Below are 17,623 nucleotides of genomic sequence, written 5' to 3' on the forward strand. Positions count from 1 at the left end.
CACGCCTGCGTTTTCAGAAGCCTTCTCTCCCTTGACCCTTTCCTACGCAGCTTTCAGTCTTTCCTCATCACGGACAGGAACGGATCCGCAACCGGCTCGCCTGCCGCTTCCCTTCTTCGGAGGACACCTCCCCCATGCCCCAACTCTCGCCCGCCAATACGCCCCGGATCGGCTTCATCGGCTTTGGCGCCATGGCCAGCCGCATGGGCGCACATCTGCGCACCGCCGGATATACAATCACCGCTTACACACCCTCGGGGAAAAGCCCGGACCCTGCCGTCGTCATGTTTCCTTCCCCAAAGGCTTTGGCAGAACAGGCCGATGTGGTTATTGCCTGCGTGCCGGACGATGAGGCGCTGGCGGCCTCCATGTATGGCGCGGATGGCACGCTCGCGGGCATGAAGCGCGGCAGTGTGCTCATCAACACCTCGTCCGTCTCCCCCGAAGCCACCATGGAATTGCTTGAAGCGGGAAAGAAAGCCGGCGTCACCGTCATCGATGCTCCTGTGTCCGGCAGCACACCGGAAGCGCAATCGGGCACTCTGGTCGTGCTGGCCGGCGGCAGCGAAGAAGATGTGACGAACGCCGCGCCCATCTTCGACGCCATCGGAAAAATCACGATTCACGCTGGTCCCTCAGGTAGCGGCGCCCGCCTCAAGCTCGTCATCAACGGGATCATGGGAGCCGGTCTCGCCGCTCTGGCCGAAGCCGTGGGCTATGGTCTGGCCGCAGGACTCGACCGGTCCATGCTGTTCGACGCACTCGATCAGGTGGCGGTGATCTCCCCCCACCACAAGCGCAAGCTCAAAGCGGCGAAGGAGGGTGACTTCGCACCGCAGTTCCCCGCACGCCTGATGCAAAAAGACATGCGCCTCCTGCTCGACGCAGCAGCCCGCGAAGCCGTGCCGGTGCCGACGCTCGCCGCCACCACACAGCAGCTTTCACTGACGCGCCGCCTGTCGCCCAATGAGGATTATTCCAGTCTGATCCGTGTGATGGAACGCACAGTCGCCAATGACGGCTGACATCAGCTCAGGAAAGGCGGCCTACGGGGCCGCCTTCTGTCTGCGCCGGAGAAGACGCATGATCGAGCGCTGCACGGAAAGCCGCTCTCCCACATCAAGGCTGCGGTAGAGACGCAGAAGATCCACCTCATCGATGGTCAGTTCGACCACGGCTTCCTGCGTAGCCATGCCATTGAGAAAAACCTCAAGCGGCACTTCGAAAAGTTCGGCCAGACGCGGCAGATACTGACGCACACGTCCGTCCCGGTCCGTCTCCCAATGTGCAATCGCGCTGCGTGAAAGCCCCAGCACCGTGGCCAGTTTGGCCTGCGTCATGCCCGCATATTGCCGCAGCGCGCGAATACGCTGTCCCAGCGTTTCATGACTCCCCAACTCCGCCTTCAGAGCGGACGGCGCTCGTGCCATTGCATGTCCCGTTCGAAGATTACGCCGTTTGGACGGCGTTTCCTGAGACTTCAAACTCATTCGTAAACGGAAGGTTCCGGGCAGGAACAGATCAGATTGCGATCCCCATGCGCGTTGTCGATACGCCCGACCGCTGGCCAGTATTTCGTCGCAGGATCCACTCCGGGCGGGAAGCACCCTTCACTGCGTGAATACACCCGCTGCCACTCGGACGCCAGATCGCGGGCCGTATGCGGCGCATGACGGAGCGGCGCATCCTGCACAGCGACACGACCGTCCTCAATCTGCCGGATCTCCTCACGGATCGCGAGCATGGCGTCGCAGAACCGATCCAGTTCGCGCTTTCCTTCGGATTCAGTGGGCTCGATCATGAAAGTCCCCGCCACCGGAAAACTCACCGTCGGCGCATGGAACCCGAAATCCACCAGACGCTTGGCAATGTCATCCACCGTGACGCCCGATGTCTCCTTGATAGGCCGCAGATCCACGATGCACTCATGCGCCACACGCCCGTTCACACCCCGATACAGGATCGGATATGCCCCCGACAGACGGGTTGCGATGTAATTGGCGTTCAGAAGCGCAAGCGTGGTCGCCCTTGCCAGTCCGGCATCGCCCATGAGGCGGATATAGGCCCATGAAATCGGCAGAATGGACGCGGAGCCGAAGGGGGCAGCCGACACAGCCAGCGCCTCTCCTTCCTCCGGGCGCCCCGGCAGAAACGGAGCAAGATGAGCGCGCACGCCGATCGGCCCCATACCGGGGCCACCGCCGCCGTGAGGAATGCAGAACGTCTTGTGCAGATTGAAATGGCTGACATCTGCGCCATATTTTCCCGGCTGCGACAGTCCGACCTGCGCGTTCATGTTCGCGCCGTCGAGATAGACCTGCCCACCCGCCTCATGCACCAGCGCGCAGATGTCACGCACGTTTTCCTCGAACACACCATGTGTGGAGGGATAGGTGATCATGATAGCCGCCAGCGTGTCCGCATGCTGCGCGACCTTTGCCTTCAGATCCTCCATGTCCACATTGCCGCTGGCGTCACACCGCACGACCACCACCTTCATTCCCGCCATCTGGGCGGAAGCCGGGTTCGTGCCGTGTGCGGAAGCTGGAATCAGGCACACATCGCGCTGCGTCTGCCCACGCGCACGCTGCCAGCCACGAATGGCCAGAAGACCGGCATATTCACCCTGCGCGCCGGAATTGGGCTGGAGCGAAATCGCGTCATAACCGCTGATCGCGCAGAGCCAGCTCTCCAGATCGCGGAACAGTTCGGCATATCCCTGCGTCTGACTGGCAGGCGCAAAAGGGTGAAGATCGCAGAAACCGGGCCACGTGATGGGCATCATCTCCACTGTGGCATTCAGTTTCATCGTGCAGGAGCCGAGAGGGATCATGGACCGATCCAGCGCCAGATCCTTGTCGGAAAGCTGACGGAGATAGCGCAGCATGTCCGTCTCTGATCGGTGCGTGTTGAACACCTCCTGAGACAGGAACGGCTTTTCACGACGCAGTCCGGCCGGAACCGCAGCGGAGAGTTCCGGACATCCGTTCGCGGCAGCGGCTAGCGCACCCACCGGACATTCCGGATCGAAGCAACGCCACACGGCTTCCACCACTTCGGGTGTCGTCGTCTCATCCAGTGACAGACCGATCACACCCGCCCCCGTGCGGCGGAAGTTCATCCCGGCCGCGACGGCGCGAGCATGAATCGTCTCTGCCTCCTCAGGCGCGACATGCACTGTGAGCGTGTCAAACACACATTCCGTATCCACATGCACGCCAAGCGAACGCAGGCCCGTGCTCAAAGCCGCCGTCAGCCCCGCCACACGTTTTGCGATTGCCACCAGCCCTTCAGGACCGTGATAAACCGCATACATGCTGGCAATAACGGCCAGAAGCACCTGTGCTGTACAGATGTTCGATGTCGCCTTTTCACGGCGGATGTGCTGCTCACGGGTCTGGAGGGCCAGTCGATAAGCGGGCTGTCCGGATGCATCGATGGACACACCCACCAGACGCCCCGGCATGCTGCGCTTGTAAGCATCGCGCACAGCCATATAGGCCGCATGTGGGCCACCAAAACCCATCGGCACGCCAAAACGCTGCATGGAGCCAACAGCAATATCAGCGCCCAGATCGCCCGGCGCGGCAAGCACCGTCAGCGCCAGCGGGTCTGCCGCCATCACGGCAATCGCCCCCGCCGCGTGCAGAGCCTTGATGGCCGCACGCGGGTCGCGGATCGCCCCGGAGCTACCGGGATAGGAAAACAGCGCGCCGAACACGGCGGACGGATCGAGATCCGTCGCCGGATCACCGATGACAATGCGGAATCCGAATGGCTCGGCACGGGTTTTCAGAACCGAGAGCGTCTGCGGATGCGTATCGGCGTCCACAAAGAACACGTCCGACTTCGACTTTGCCACACGCTTGGCCAACGCCATGGCCTCGGCTGCGGCCGTCGCCTCATCCAGAAGGGAGGCGTTGGCAATGTCCAGCCCCGTCAGTTCGCACACCAGCGTCTGGAAGTTCAAAAGCGCCTCAAGACGCCCCTGACTGATCTCGGGCTGATAGGGCGTATAGGCCGTGTACCACGCTGGATTTTCTAAAATGTTGCGCTGGATCACGCCCGGCAGGACCGTGCCGTAATAACCCTGCCCAATCAGCGAGGTCATGACCGTGTTGCGCCCGGCCAGTTCGCGAAGTCGCGCCAAAACCTCGACCTCCGACCAACCGGGACCAATCCCCATCGGCCGCTCGGAACGGATCGTGGAGGGCACGATCTGATCAAGCAGTTCCGCCTCGCTGCCGACATCGAGCGCAGACAGCATGGCCACAATCTCGGCCTCACGCGGGCCGATATGACGGGAAGCGAAAGCATCGGCAGACGGCTTGAGGCTGGTCCAGACGGTCACGATTCATCCTTACAGAGACAGGGTGTTTTATATGAAGATGGAACGCGGCGTATCTGCCGCGTTTCAGAACCGTCAGCCGATCAGGGCCGCATAGGCATCCGCGTCGAGCAACCCGGCAAGCTGGCTCTCATTGGTAAGGCGCAGCTTGAGCATCCAGCCGTTTCCTTCCGGATCGCTGCTGATGAGTTCAGGATTGTTCGCAAGATCCGGATTACCTTCGACAATCACGCCATCCACCGGCGCGTAGACATCCGACGCGGCCTTCACGGATTCCACCACGGCAACGGAATCGCCCTGCTGCACATCCTCTGCGGAAACATTGAGTTCAAAGAACACGATTTCCCCCAACTCCTCTGCCGCGTGCTTCGTGATTCCCACAATCGCCACATCGCCTTCGACGCGCAGCCATTCATGTTCCTTGGTGAAATAAAGTGTCATTCCCCACCTCCCCTTACGCAGCCCCATAAGCAGAGCTGGAAATATCATTATTGAGTCAGGATGTTTCCCAACCACACAGATTCAGCGCTTGAATCCCGCCGGCACAAACGGCATGGCTGCTACCTTCACCGGCACACGTCGTCCACGCAGTTCAGCAAACAGTTGCGTACCGGGAACGGCCAAGGCGGTTGACACATATCCCATCGCGACCGGCGCCTTCAGAGACGGTCCGAACGCACCCGACGTAACGAGACCAACCGGCTCTCCGCCTTCAACTGCGGCAAACAGCGCTGCACCGTGACGGATGGGTGCACGCCCTTCGGCCAGCAAGCCAACCCGGCGGCGTCCAGCGCCTTCCTCAAGCTGCTTCAACACCACTTCCGCACCGGGAAAGCCGCCCTCCCGCGCACCGCCATGCCGACGGGCTTTCTGGATAGCCCACTCCAACGCGCCCTCGACCGGCGTGGTGGTCGTGTCCAGATCGGCGCCGTAGAGGCACAGGCCCGCTTCCAGCCGCAGACTGTCACGCGCGCCCAAACCCACGGGTTTTACTTCCGGTTCCGCCAACAGCAGTCGGGCGATGTGATCGGCCGCCAGAGCCGGCACACTGATCTCGAAACCATCCTCTCCCGTGTAACCCGAGCGTGCGACGATCACGTCCACGCCTTCCAATGTTTCGTTGCGCACATCCATGAACTTCATGGTGGCCACCACCGGCAGCAACCGCGCGAGAACCTTCTCCGCCTCCGGTCCCTGAAGAGCCAGAAGGCCACGATCCGTCAGCACGTCAACCGCGCAGTCCGGCACAAGCGCCTTTTCCATCAGCGCGATGTCCTGCGCCTTGCAGGCAGCATTCACCACCACGAGGAACCGATCGCCCAGATTGGCAATCATGAGATCGTCGAGAATCCCGCCCTGCGCATTCGTAAGAAAACCATAGCGCTGACGGCCACGTTTCAGGCCGAGCACATCCACCGGAACGATCCGTTCCAGTGCGCGCGCGGCACTCGCCATATCGCCGTCTCTGGGGCGGACAATCACCTGCCCCATATGCGAGACGTCGAACAGACCGGCATGCGCCCGCGTATGCAGATGCTCGGCCATGATGCCGTCGGCATATTGCAGCGGCATGGCATAGCCTGCGAACGGCACCATGCGCGCGCCAAGCGTCTCGTGCAGGGAAAAGAGGGGAGTATGGTGAAGTGTCTCGCTCATGCGGACACCTCGGCAAAACGGAAAACGAACAGATTCGACGACATGGGAACGCTCCTCACCTACCGGATGATCCGGCTCAGTTGCGCGCCCCTTCTGTCCGTTTGCCTGAGATCGCTATCCCGTCGGCGGGTGCCTGATGCACCACTCTCCAGAAATTTCCGTCGCAGGGTCCTTCTGCCTGAGAGATTCCAGGGCGGTTGCTCCTTCGGCGCTGGCACAGGGCCAGTCTCTCCCGCTGCGACAGGCTGATCTTGCACTCCGCCATTACGCTGTCAAACGAATCTTCGATGAAGAGAAGGACAACAGGAAGACCGCTCCACGGCACACTCAGAGAATGAGAAACGGCCATTGCCACGCCATCGGGCCGCTCAACACACATCCGTATCGGGGCCGGAAAGCAGCATCTTGCGCACACTGGCAAACGACCACGCTACTTCCTTCTGGGTTTTCTCCTCAGGTGGGTTGCTCAGTTTCCACCAGCGCTCATAGGCCAGCGCGATCTGCTCGCCCAGACGCCGTCCCACCGCCCCTTCGTATTCCCGGCGCCGAGTGAAAACCGTCTCTGTGGCCTCCAGAAGCATCCGCGCCACATCCAGTTCGCCCTGATCGCACGCCTGGTGGGCCAGAGCGAGCAGCCGCCGCGAAAGCCGTCGCGCGCCCTGATGCGGCGCCTCCGGCTCTTCGGAGGTGAGTCCCTGCGCCAGATCATCGCAACGGCGGCCATAATCAACCATGCGACCCCCTCAACTTTGGGAGGACTTCCTCAAGATCAGGCGAAGGCTTCTTCCCACGTGCCCAGCGTGGACGCGCGACTGTATTCGGTGGAGCGGTTCTCGAAGAAGTTGGTGTGCTCGACGGCATTCATCATATCGTCGATCCACGGCAGCGGATTTTTCGGCACGTCATAAATCGGCGCCAGATCCATCCCGTCGAGACGTCGGTTGGCGATGAAGCGGATATACTGCTTCACCTCATCGGCGGTCAGCCCCTTCACCGGCCCCATGGCGAACGCCAGATCGATGAAGCGATCCTCATTGGTGACGATCTCTTCACACGCCGTATGGATCGCGGCGGCCACACCCTTCTTGTCGATCAGATGCCCGAACTCGGACATATAGGTCTTGAAGAGCTGCGTGATGGACAGGACGTGCAGCGTCTCGTCACGCACAGACCATGTGACGACCTGCCCCATGCCCTTCATGAGGTTGTGGCGCGGGAAGTTCAGCAGCATGGCGAACGACGCGAAAAGCTGAAGCCCTTCCGTGAACCCCGCGAACACAGCCATGGAAAGCGCCGTGTTGTAGTGGTCATCCATGTTGAAGCGCTTGAGGAATTCGTGCTTGGCCGCCATCGCCTCGTATTCGAGGAAGGCTGCGTATTCCGTCTCGGGCATGCCGATGGTGTCGAGCAGGTGCGAATAGGCTGCCTGATGGATGCTTTCCATGTTGGTGAAGGCGGACAGCATCATGCGAACTTCGGTCGGTTTGAAGCGCGGCATGTAGAGGTCGATATAGGCGTTCTCGACCTCGGTGTCCTGCTGCGTGAAGAGACGGAAAATCTGCGTGACCAGATATTTCTCGGTCTCCGTCAGATTGTTGTTCCAGTCCTTGACATCATCGCCGAGCGGAATCTCCTCGGGCAGCCAGTGCAGGGACTGCTGAACCTTCCACGCTTCATATGCCCACGGATACCGAAACGGCTTGTAGGACGCGCTCGGTGTGAGGAGATCGAAGTTCTTTTCAGCGGTCATGGAGCACCCGTGGCTGACAGGCGGCATCCGGCGCGAGGCCGATGTCGCACGAGGGAGTGTTTCTCCGGTTCATACCGGGAAGGGGCGCCCATTTCCACATTATATGAAGCGGTAAAGGCACCTAATTTTCAGGGATTTTCGTGTTTCACGTACACACGAAAAGCGTCGGCTCACGCCCACGCTCCAAGCCTCGTGTCTTCGCCCAAAGCCTTACTGGCAGGCGAGGCATTCCTCGTAATTCCCACCAGCGGACGCTGCAGGCGTCTCGGTTTTCACCCGCTGGTCCAGATTGCTCACCGTGTCCGCACGCTGGATGGAAAGCGAACGGCAGTAATAGAGCGATTTCACGCCCTTCTTCCACGCCTGATAGTGGATCTGGTGCAGATCACGCTTGTGAACATTGGCCGGCAGGAACAGATTGACCGACTGCGCCTGACAGATAAACGGCGCACGATCCGCCGCGTGCTCGACCACCCAGCGCTGATCCAGTTCGAAAGCCGTCTTGAAGACGTCCTTCTCGTCCTGACTGAGGAAATCCAGATGCTGCACGCTGCCCTTGTTCAGGGTGATGGAGGACCAGATTTCCTCATTGTCTTGCCCTTTTTCGGCCAGAAGCTTCTTCAGGTGACGGTTTCGCACCGAGAAGGAACCCGAGAGCGTCTTCTGCAGGAACACATTGGCCGCGATCGGCTCGATGCCGGGGCTTGCGTTGCCCGCGATGATGGAAATCGACGCCGTCGGCGCGATCGCCATCTTGTTGGAGAAACGCTCCATCACACCATACTCGGCTGCATCGGGACACGCGCCGCGCGTCTCGGCCAGATGCTTCGACGCCGTATCCGCCTGCTCGCGAATATGCTTGAAAATCTTGCGATTCCAGACCTTGGCCATCACGCTCTCGAACGGGATGTTGCGGGCCTGTAGAAAAGAATGGAAGCCCATCACGCCCATGCCGACCGAACGCTCGCGCATGGCGGCATAGGCCGCGCGGTGCATCTCTTTCGGGGCCTTGTCGATGAAGTCCTGCAACACATTGTCGAGGAACAACATGACGTCCTCAATGAACTGAGGATTGTCTTTCCACTCGTCCCATGTCTCAAGATTGAGGGAAGAGAGACAGCAGACAGCCGTGCGTTCCTTGCCGTGATGATCGATGCCGGTGGGCAGCGTGATCTCGGCGCAGAGATTGGAAGTCTTGACCTCAAGTCCCGCCAGCTTGTGGTGCTGGGGCCGCGCGTTGTTCACGTGATCGGAATAGATGATGTAGGGTTCGCCCTGCTCCATGCGAGCCGTGAGGATACGGATCCACAGCGCGCGCGCGGAAATCTTGCGGATCACCTCGCCGCTCTTGGGGGAGCGCAACGCCCATTCGTCATCCGTCTCGACCGCGCGCATGAATTCGTCAGGCACCAGCACGCCGTGGTGCAGGTTCAGCGCCTTGCGGTTCGGGTCGCCGCCGGTGGGGCGACGCATCTCGATGAATTCCTCGATCTCGGGATGCCAGACCGGCAGATACACCGCCGCCGAACCACGCCGCAGCGATCCCTGCGAGATGGCCAGCGTCAGGCTGTCCATCACGCGGATGAAGGGGATCACGCCCGAGGTCTTGCCGTTGCGGCCCACATTCTCACCGATGGAGCGCAGATTGCCCCAATAGGACCCGATGCCGCCGCCACGCGAAGCCAGCCAGACGTTTTCGTTCCACAGCCCCACAATACCATCAAGACTGTCGGACGCTTCGTTGAGGAAGCAGGAAATGGGCAGGCCGCGCGAAGTGCCGCCATTGGAGAGAACCGGCGTCGCGGGCATGAACCAGTGGCGCGAGATGTAATCGTACAGGCGCTGGGCATGCGCGGCGTCTGCCCCGTAATAGGACGCGACACGGGCGAACAGATCCTGAAACCCTTCATCAGGCAGGAGGTAGCGGTTGTTGAGCGTGGCCTTGCCGAAATCGGTCAGCAGCGCATCGCGCGAACGGTCCACGCGCACGGGGTGGTGGCCGGGAAGCTGGACAATATCGTCGAGCATATCCGCCTCGAACAGGCTGCCCTCGTCATCCAGATGAGCGGCGGAAATCTCGGACTTGTCCATGATCAGGCTCACCTTAAAACGGCTCCATTCGTGCGGCAATGAACGGTCTGTGACGAGCCGGACGCAGAGGCATCAAAACGGCCAACCGACACAACATGTCGGTTGGCCGACGTTTACCAGCACAAGATATAGGGGTCGAGTTTAAAAAATGCTTGACGCACCGTCTCCGTCCGCGTCGCCCGCAGGCGACTGCGAAAATCCTTGGAACGTTATTTTTTCGCCGCTCCAATAAGCCCCGAAATCTCCATCCGACGCCGTGACTCAGCAATCCCTTCCCCCACCGCCAGCGCCGCCGCCAGAGCGCGCCGACCGGCCGCGCCATCCACACCCACCGGCACCCCGTCGAGGCACGACGCCACAAACCCGGCGTGCTCGGCCTCCAGCGAATCATGCTCTTTCCAAGACGCCGCTTCTCGTCGAAATCCGCCCGTGCCGGGAAGTGGCATCCCGGCCTCACGCCCGATCAGCACCAGTTCCCGTTTGCCGAAATCGGCGGAAAGATACCCTTCCTCGGAAAACAGCCGCATCTTGCGCTCGGTCTTGAGCGAAATCCGGCTAGCCGTGATGGTGGCAACGCATCCATTGGCGAATCGTACCCGCGCATTGGCAATATCCTCATGCTCGGAACTGACGGCGGCCCCGATGGCGTCTACCTGCTCGATATCGCTGTCCACGATGGCGAGAATGAGGTCCAGATCGTGGATCATCAGATCGAGAATGACCGACACATCCGTTCCACGCGGCTTGAACGGCGCGATGCGGGTCGCCTCGATATAGAGAGGGCGACGGATACGATGCGTAATGGCTTCATATTCCGCCGAGTAGCGCAGCAGATGCCCGACCTGAAGCACACGGCCCGCATTGGCCGCCAACGTGATGAGTTCGTCCACCTCCGCCAGCGTGGCCGCCATCGGCTTTTCCACCAGCACGTGCCGCCCCGCCCGCAACGCCAGTTCAGCCAGCCGGAAATGCATCTCGGCGGGAGCGGCGATGATGACGGCGTCCACGGCCGCAAACAGCGCGTCGAGATCGTCGAACACCTGCGAACGCGATTCTTTTGCCAGCGCAGCGGCCCGAACCGGATCGGGATCGAACACGCCCACCAGCGTCTCACGCGGGCTGGCGGCTGATTTCAGGGCATGAAAACGGCCGAAATGTCCGCATCCCACGAGCCCGACGCGCAAGGTAGCTGGAGCAGCGGCGTTGACCATCACATCACCCGAATCCGTTCATGAACCGGAGCGCAGGCAAGCACGCGCGGGGCACGGGGAAAAGAGCGCGGATGTCTGCCCTGCCGGGACAGGACTTGCCGCAACCTGCGGGCGGCAGGGATGTTGAAGGGAAAAGGTTTCCACATACCAAAAGGATCACGCCATGCCGTGGACCGTCGACGATGCCGAAAAGCACACGCATAAGGCCGACACACCGCATCTGCGGGAACTGTGGGTCAAGGTCGCCAACGAGCGGCTGGAGCATACGGGCGATGAAGCCCGTGCCATCCGCGAGGCCAACGCGGTGGTGGCCCGCAATCACGACTGAGGGACAAGGCCCGAGCCCCGCCCCGCTCGTTCAGGCCAGCTTGGCAGCAATCTTCGCCACATGGGCACCGAGATATTTCGCACCGTCCAGCTCGGTCTGGCTTGGCTGGCGGGAGCCGTCCCCGTTCGCAATGGTGGTCGCGCCATAGGGCGAGCCGCCCGTGACTTCATCGACACGTGCCTGCTCACTGAAGCTGTAAGGTAGGCCGCAGATGATGAGGCCATGGTGCAGCAGGTTGGTCAGGATGGAAAACAGCGTCGTCTCCTGTCCACCGTGCTGACTGGCAGTGGAGGTAAAGGCCGCGCCGACCTTGCCTTCCAGCGCGCCCTTAGCCCACAGGCCACCAGTGCGATCCCAGAACTGCGCCATCTGCGAGGGCATGCGCCCGAAACGCGTCGGCGCTCCGACAATGATGGCGTCGTAATTCGGAAGCTCCGCTGGGTCGGCGATGGGGGCGGTCTGATCCAGCTTGAAATGACTGGCACGCGCCACGTCTTCGGGCACCAATTCCGGTACGCGACGGATGTCCACATCCGCGCCCGCGCTGCGCGCGCCTTCGACCACGGCCTGCGCCATGGTCTCGATGTGACCATAGGTCGAATAATAGAGAACGAGCACTTTCGTCATGGGAACAAATCTCTCCTGTTCAGCGAGACGCTGCCTGCGCAGCAAAAGAGGTCATCAGGTTGCTGTAGTCCGGGATATGAGCTGCAAACAGCTTGCCCAGCCCCTCGATATCGTTACGCCAGTCCCGGTGCAGTTCGCCCGCCACGGCAAACCAGCTCATGAGCTGCGCCCCAGCCGCCTGCATCCGGCTCCATGCGGCGTTACGGGTGATATCGTTGAAAGTGCCTGACGCGTCCGTCACCACGAACACGTCAAATCCTTCGGCCAGTGCGGACAGGGTCGGAAACGCCACGCACACTTCCGTCACTACCCCAGCGATGATCAACTGCTTCTTGCCCGTCGCCTTCACCGCCCTGACGAAATCTTCGTTATCCCATGCGTTGATCTGCCCCGGACGGGCGATATAGGGCGCATCGGGAAACATCTCCTTGAGTTCCGACACGAGCGGGCCGTTGGGTCCATCCTCGAAACTGATCGTCAGAATGGTGGGCAGCCCAAAGTAACGGGCGAGTCCCGCGGTCGCGAGCACATTGTTGCGAAAACGATCGGGCTCGATATCACGCACGAGCGAGAGCAGACCAGTCTGGTGATCGACCAGAAGGACGGCGGCGTCTTCCCTATTCAGACGATTGTAGGATTGAGTCATGGAACGGGTCTCCTGAAGTGAAAAGAAAACGGGCCTCTCTCCACGATGGGAGAGAGGCCCGCGTCTCAGGTCGTCGCCTTCGCGAAGGTGCCATTGCGGACATCCGCGATGGCCTGCTGGATTTCGGCCTCCGTGTTCATCACAAAGGGGCCGTATCCCGCGATCGGTTCGTTCAACGGCTGTCCGGTGAGGATCAGCAGCGTGGCGTCGTCCTGCGCATGGAGCGAGACGCTCTCGCCCTCACGGCTGAGCAGCAGCACCTCCGCGTCGTGGGCGCTCTCACTGCCCGCCACGGTGATCCGGCCACTGAGATCCACCACCATGGAGGTGTGACCTTCCGGCAGATCCAGTATCACGTCTGCTCCGCGCTTGAGGCGTATGTCCCAGACATTGACGGGCGAGAAGGTGCGCGCAGGCCCCTTGTGGCCCATGAACTCACCCGCAATCACCCGCGCCGTGCCCGCCCCGTCCGGAAGATCCACCACAGGAATGGTGTCGGACGTGATGGCCTGATAGCCGCCGGGGGTCATCTTGTCCTTCGCGGGCAGATTGACCCACAGCTGCACCATGCGGAACGGACCACCCGTCTTGGCGAACGCCGGGGAGTGGTATTCCTCATGCAGGATACCGCCACCCGCCGTCATCCACTGCACATCGCCCGGCCCGATGACGCCGCCATGTCCCGCCGAGTCCCGGTGCTTCACCTGGCCGTCATAGACGATGGTCACCGTCTCGAAACCGCGATGGGGATGCTGGCCCACGCCGCGCCGCGCCGTGGTCGGCTCGAAGTGATGCGGTCCCGCGTAGTCCAGAAGCAGGAACGGGCTGATGTGCTCACCGAGGCTACCATAGGAGAAAAGCGAACGGACGGGGAAACCGTCCCCCACCCAATGGCCGCGATCATTGCCGTAGCGGCCGAGAACCGTTTTGGTCGTGCTCATGATCCTGTCCTCCGATGTGGCCCACCTCTTTGCTGAGACCGCCTGACAAACAACATAGGAACGCAACGATCATGCCAGAAGTTTGTCATTCCCGACGCAGCGTCCTATTTTCGCAACGATGATTGACCTCAACGACATGGCGCTGTTTGTCGCCGTGGTGGATCACGGCGGTTTCGCAGCCGCCGGACGCGCTCTGGGCCAACAGAAGTCCAAGCTGAGTCGCCGCATGGCCCTTCTGGAAGACCGGCTGGGCGTGCGCCTGCTCAACCGTTCCTCACGCCATTTTTCCGTCACCGACATCGGTCGCGCCTATTACGACCGCTGCCTCGCGATGCTGGTGGAAGCCGAAAGCGCCGAGCTTGTCGTGGCGGAAGCCCGGGATGAGCCGCGCGGTCTGATCCGCATGAGTTGCCCGGTCACGCTGCTGAGCTTTCAGTTTGGCGCGCTCATCAGCCGCTTTATGGTGGAAAACCCGGCGGTGGATATCCGGCTGGAAGCCACCAACCGCCGGGTGGACGTGATCGCAGAGGGTTTCGACCTCGCCATCCGCGTGCGCTTTCCTCCGCTCGCCCCATCCGATCTTGTGATGCGCAAACTTGATGACAGCACCCAGTGCCTCGTCGCCAGCCCCCATCTGCTGTCAGCGCCCCTGGCCTCCCCCGCCGATCTGGGGGCGCTGCCCGCCATCGGCTGGACCTCATTGCTGGACGATCATGCGTGGGATTTGCACCATGCGGGCGGCGAACACGCACGGGTGCCCTATCGTCCACGCCTGACCACGGACGATCTGGCGGTGCTGCGTGACGCGGCTCTTGCAGGGGTGGGCATGGCGCAACTGCCCACCCTGATGGTGCATGATGACCTCGCCCATGGGCGGCTTGTCTCCGTGCTGCCGGACTGGCGGCCGCCGGTGGGGCTGGTTCATGCCGTGTTTCCTTCCCGGCGTGGTCTTCTGCCGTCGGTGCGCGCGCTGGTGGATTTTCTGGCGCATGCGTGCGCGGCCCAGCGGCTGGACGCCTTCCCCTCACAGGAGTAAGTGCCGCGCGTGCATGGCTCACTCCCACCCATGCGCGTGGCGATATTGGGAAAATCCCAAGAAAATGCCCACATACAGGCCTCAGAGGCCAGTGCGGCAACACGAGCGGTCCCATGCCGCCCGGACCAAGACAGGCAGGTCCACACCGCATCCCCAGATGCCTGTCCGCATGAGGAAGATTTGACCGATGACGACCCAGACGGCGGGCAATGATGCCCTTCTCTCCCAACTGCGCAGCGTGGTGGGCCACGCGCACATCTTCACGAGCGAGGAATCGACTTACCGCTTCACGCACGGTTTCCGCTTCGGCGCAGGCAAGGTGCTGGCCGTGGTGCAGCCCGGCTCGCTGATCGAACTGTGGAAAATCGCGCAGGCCTGCGTGGATGCTGACAAGATTCTCATCATGCAGGCGGCCAACACCGGCCTGACCGGCGGCTCCACACCTGACGGCAATAATTACGACCGCGATATCGTGCTGGTCAGCACGGTGCGGATCGACAAGTCCTTCCTGATCGGTGACGGCAAGCAGGTCGTCTGCCTGCCCGGCGCGCGGCTGTATGAACTGGAAGAAAAGCTGGCGGCTATCGGGCGCGAGCCGCATTCAGTCATCGGCTCATCCTGTATCGGCGCGTCCGTGCTGGGCGGCGTGAGCAACAACTCGGGCGGTGCGCTGGTGCAACGTGGACCCGCTTACACGGAAATGGCCGTGTTCGGGCAGGTGGGCGCGGACGGCAAGCTGCGGCTGGTCAACCATCTGGGCATCCAGCTTGGCAATGATCCCGAAACCATTCTCACACGGTTGGAAGCGGGCGATTTCCCGGCTGCTGACATCGACTGGCATGCCGGACGCGGTCATGATGACAACTACATCACCCATGTGCGTGAAATCGACGCCGACACACCCGCCCGCTTCAACGCCGACCCGGCCCGCTGGCATGACGCGGCAGGCTGCGCGGGCAAGTTGGTGGTTTTCGCCGTACGCCTCGACACCTTCGAGGCGCACAAGAACACCTCCGTGTTCTATATCGGCTCCAACAGCACGGATGAACTGGAAGACCTGCGTCGCCATGTGCTGACGGGGTTCGAGGAACTGCCCATCGCGGGTGAATACATCCACCGCGATGCGTTCAACATTGCCGAGAAATACGGCAAGGACACGTTTGCGGTCATCCGTTATTTCGGCACCAAGTTCCTGCCGAAGATGTTCGCCATGAAGTCGCGCTTCGACATCTTCGCGCAAAAGTTCAGCTTCCTGCCCGATCATCTGAGTGACCGGATCATGCAGGCGATCAGCACCGTGCTGCCACAGCAACTTCCCAAGCGGATGCTGGACTACCGTGACCGCTTCGAGCACCATCTGATGCTCAAGGTCTCAGCCGAACTGGCCGGACCGATGCGAGACTATCTCAAGACGTATTTCGGCAAAGCGACCGGCGAGTTTTTTGAATGCACGCCCGATGAAGGCACACGCGCCTTCCTGCACCGCTTCGCCGCCGCAGGTGCGGCCGTGCGCTACCGCGCGGTGCATCACAAGGAAGCGGAAGACATCGTGGCGCTGGACGTCGCACTGCGCCGCAACGATCGCAACTGGTTCGAGAAACTTCCCGCCGAAATCGAGAACAAGCTGATCGTGAAGCTCTATTACGGGCATTTCCTGTGCCATGTAATGCATCAGGACTACGTGGTGAAGAAGGGCTACAACGCCATGGCCGTGGAGCACGAAATGCTGCCCGGTCTGGACGCGCGCGGTGCGCGCTATCCGGCGGAACACAATGTGGGCCATCTCTATCAAGCGCCCGACAACATGCTCGCGCATTACCGTGAACTGGACCCGTGCAATTGCATGAATCCGGGCATCGGCAAGGCGACCAAGCGCAAGAACTGGGTTGCGGAAAGCGTCTGACGCTTCCGTTTTCCATCCGCAGTTGGGAAGGGACCGGGTTCTGCCCGGACCCGGAAGTGATCAATGATCCCTTCGCCCTGCTATTTTAGTAATCATTGGTTTCCAAAGGCATCGGCCTTTGGCGGGACAAGAGCAATCCTTACAGACGGCCGAGACGATCGATGATGACCTCGTAAGCCGCCTCAACCTCGCAATGACGCAGGAACAGCACATTGCGCGGCAGATCGGTGATCTGCCACCAGTCCACCACCGTCATGCCCATGGTCAGTTCACTGCCTGTTTCCACACGCACATTGACCTCGCGTCCACGATAAAGGTCGGGGCGCAACAGCCACAGCACCGTGTTGGGATCATGTAACGGTCCACCATCGGTGCCGTATTTCGTGGCTTCGAACCGCTTCTCGAACGCCAGCCAGTCCGCCACCACCGGCCCGATGCGATTGGGAATAGCACGAATGCGCGCAAGCCGGGCGGCGGAGGTGTGCAGAGTGTGCGTCACGTCCAGCGGCAGCATGGTGATCGGCACACCTGATTCCAGCACGATGGCCGCGGCCTGCGGGTCCACATATATGTTGAATTCGGCACAGGGGGTGATATTCCCCACCTCCGAGAACGCGCCCGACATGGTGACGATCCGTCCCAGACGAGACCGCAGAGCGGGCTCGCGGGACAGGGCAAGCGCCAGATTGGTCATGGGGCCGATGGCGCAGACGGTGATCGCCCCCGGCTCGTGCGCCATCACGGTGCGAATCAGGAAATCGACCGCATGTTCAGGGCTGGGTTTTACAGCAGGAGCAGGAAGATCCGCGCCTTCGAACCCGGTGCGCCCATGCACATGGGTGGCATTGACGGGCGCGCGCAACAACGGTCTGTCGGCTCCCGCATGAACGGGAATATCCGGTCGTCCCGCCAATTCCACTGTCTTGAGAGCATTGGTGGTGGCCTGTTCCACCCCGACATTGCCCGAAACGGTGGTCACGCCCAGCAGGTCGATTTCGGGGCTGGCCAGGGCAAGCAGAATGGTCAGGGCGTCGTCCTGACCGGGATCGGTGTCGATGATGATTTTCATCGGCATCGGCCTGCTCT

The 17,623-nt window shown here is 61.4% G+C and carries 16 protein-coding genes and 1 riboswitch; of the genes, 4 read left to right on the forward strand and 12 right to left on the reverse strand.

The window, feature by feature from the left end; translation table 11 throughout:
- The first annotated feature begins 134 nt into the window (after positions 1-134).
- A complete protein-coding gene (locus KUA11_RS07320) occupies positions 135-1,025 on the forward strand; it encodes an NAD(P)-dependent oxidoreductase (RefSeq protein ID WP_217409664.1) in 891 nt (296 codons plus the stop codon).
- 21 nt (positions 1,026-1,046) lie between these two features.
- Here KUA11_RS07320 and KUA11_RS07325 read toward each other — a convergent pair whose 3' ends face one another.
- From KUA11_RS07325 to KUA11_RS07360, 8 genes are all read right to left on the reverse strand, one after another.
- The gene (locus KUA11_RS07325) at positions 1,047-1,430 is read right to left on the reverse strand and encodes a helix-turn-helix transcriptional regulator (RefSeq protein WP_166313065.1); all 384 of its coding nucleotides are present in this window, start codon (positions 1,428-1,430) and stop codon (positions 1,047-1,049) included.
- A gap of 56 nt (positions 1,431-1,486) precedes the next feature.
- Complete coding sequence (gene gcvP, locus KUA11_RS07330) at positions 1,487-4,351, reverse strand: aminomethyl-transferring glycine dehydrogenase (RefSeq protein ID WP_217409665.1); 2,865 nt, start codon at positions 4,349-4,351, stop codon at positions 1,487-1,489.
- 72 nt (positions 4,352-4,423) lie between these two features.
- Positions 4,424-4,789, reverse strand: a complete 366-nt coding sequence (gene gcvH, locus KUA11_RS07335; RefSeq protein WP_166313063.1) for a glycine cleavage system protein GcvH — start codon at positions 4,787-4,789, stop codon at positions 4,424-4,426.
- Between the two features lie 81 nt (positions 4,790-4,870).
- On the reverse strand, positions 4,871-6,004 hold the full coding sequence (gcvT, locus tag KUA11_RS07340; protein ID WP_217409666.1) for a glycine cleavage system aminomethyltransferase GcvT: 1,134 nt from the start codon (positions 6,002-6,004) through the stop codon (positions 4,871-4,873).
- A 157-nt stretch (positions 6,005-6,161) separates the two neighbouring features.
- A riboswitch (glycine riboswitch) is annotated at positions 6,162-6,249 on the reverse strand.
- A gap of 123 nt (positions 6,250-6,372) precedes the next feature.
- On the reverse strand, positions 6,373-6,738 hold the full coding sequence (locus KUA11_RS07345; protein ID WP_217409667.1) for a hypothetical protein: 366 nt from the start codon (positions 6,736-6,738) through the stop codon (positions 6,373-6,375).
- Between the two features lie 35 nt (positions 6,739-6,773).
- Positions 6,774-7,754, reverse strand: a complete 981-nt coding sequence (locus KUA11_RS07350) for a ribonucleotide-diphosphate reductase subunit beta (protein WP_217409668.1) — start codon at positions 7,752-7,754, stop codon at positions 6,774-6,776.
- Between the two features lie 210 nt (positions 7,755-7,964).
- Complete coding sequence (locus KUA11_RS07355; RefSeq protein ID WP_217409745.1) at positions 7,965-9,845, reverse strand: ribonucleoside-diphosphate reductase subunit alpha; 1,881 nt, start codon at positions 9,843-9,845, stop codon at positions 7,965-7,967.
- Between the two features lie 209 nt (positions 9,846-10,054).
- A complete protein-coding gene (locus tag KUA11_RS07360) occupies positions 10,055-11,056 on the reverse strand; it encodes a Gfo/Idh/MocA family protein (protein ID WP_217409746.1) in 1,002 nt (333 codons plus the stop codon).
- Positions 11,057-11,219: 163 nt separating this feature from the next.
- Between KUA11_RS07360 and KUA11_RS07365 the strand changes: the two genes are divergently transcribed.
- Complete coding sequence (locus KUA11_RS07365; protein WP_166317205.1) at positions 11,220-11,384, forward strand: hypothetical protein; 165 nt, start codon at positions 11,220-11,222, stop codon at positions 11,382-11,384.
- Between the two features lie 30 nt (positions 11,385-11,414).
- Here KUA11_RS07365 and wrbA read toward each other — a convergent pair whose 3' ends face one another.
- From wrbA to KUA11_RS07380, 3 genes are all read right to left on the reverse strand, one after another.
- On the reverse strand, positions 11,415-12,011 hold the full coding sequence (wrbA, locus tag KUA11_RS07370; protein ID WP_217409669.1) for an NAD(P)H:quinone oxidoreductase: 597 nt from the start codon (positions 12,009-12,011) through the stop codon (positions 11,415-11,417).
- A gap of 19 nt (positions 12,012-12,030) precedes the next feature.
- Positions 12,031-12,657, reverse strand: a complete 627-nt coding sequence (ycaC, locus tag KUA11_RS07375; protein WP_217409670.1) for an isochorismate family cysteine hydrolase YcaC — start codon at positions 12,655-12,657, stop codon at positions 12,031-12,033.
- Positions 12,658-12,722: 65 nt separating this feature from the next.
- Positions 12,723-13,598 carry a pirin family protein gene (locus KUA11_RS07380; RefSeq protein ID WP_217409671.1) on the reverse strand — a complete coding sequence of 292 codons (876 nt, stop codon included), beginning with the start codon at positions 13,596-13,598 and terminating at the stop codon, positions 12,723-12,725.
- Between the two features lie 136 nt (positions 13,599-13,734).
- Here KUA11_RS07380 and KUA11_RS07385 point away from each other — a divergent pair, with 136 nt between their 5' ends.
- Positions 13,735-14,634, forward strand: coding sequence for a LysR substrate-binding domain-containing protein (locus KUA11_RS07385; protein ID WP_254454741.1), 900 nt, complete (start codon positions 13,735-13,737; stop codon positions 14,632-14,634).
- A gap of 187 nt (positions 14,635-14,821) precedes the next feature.
- Positions 14,822-16,537 carry a D-lactate dehydrogenase gene (dld, locus tag KUA11_RS07390; RefSeq protein WP_217409673.1) on the forward strand — a complete coding sequence of 572 codons (1,716 nt, stop codon included), beginning with the start codon at positions 14,822-14,824 and terminating at the stop codon, positions 16,535-16,537.
- 139 nt (positions 16,538-16,676) lie between these two features.
- Here the strand turns inward: dld and KUA11_RS07395 are convergent, their stop codons facing one another.
- Positions 16,677-17,606, reverse strand: a complete 930-nt coding sequence (locus tag KUA11_RS07395; RefSeq protein WP_217409747.1) for a nucleoside hydrolase — start codon at positions 17,604-17,606, stop codon at positions 16,677-16,679.
- Between the last annotated feature and the right edge of the window lie 17 nt (positions 17,607-17,623).

It is taken from the genome of Acetobacter estunensis, from assembly GCF_019083805.1.
Taxonomy (GTDB): domain Bacteria; phylum Pseudomonadota; class Alphaproteobacteria; order Acetobacterales; family Acetobacteraceae; genus Acetobacter; species Acetobacter estunensis_A.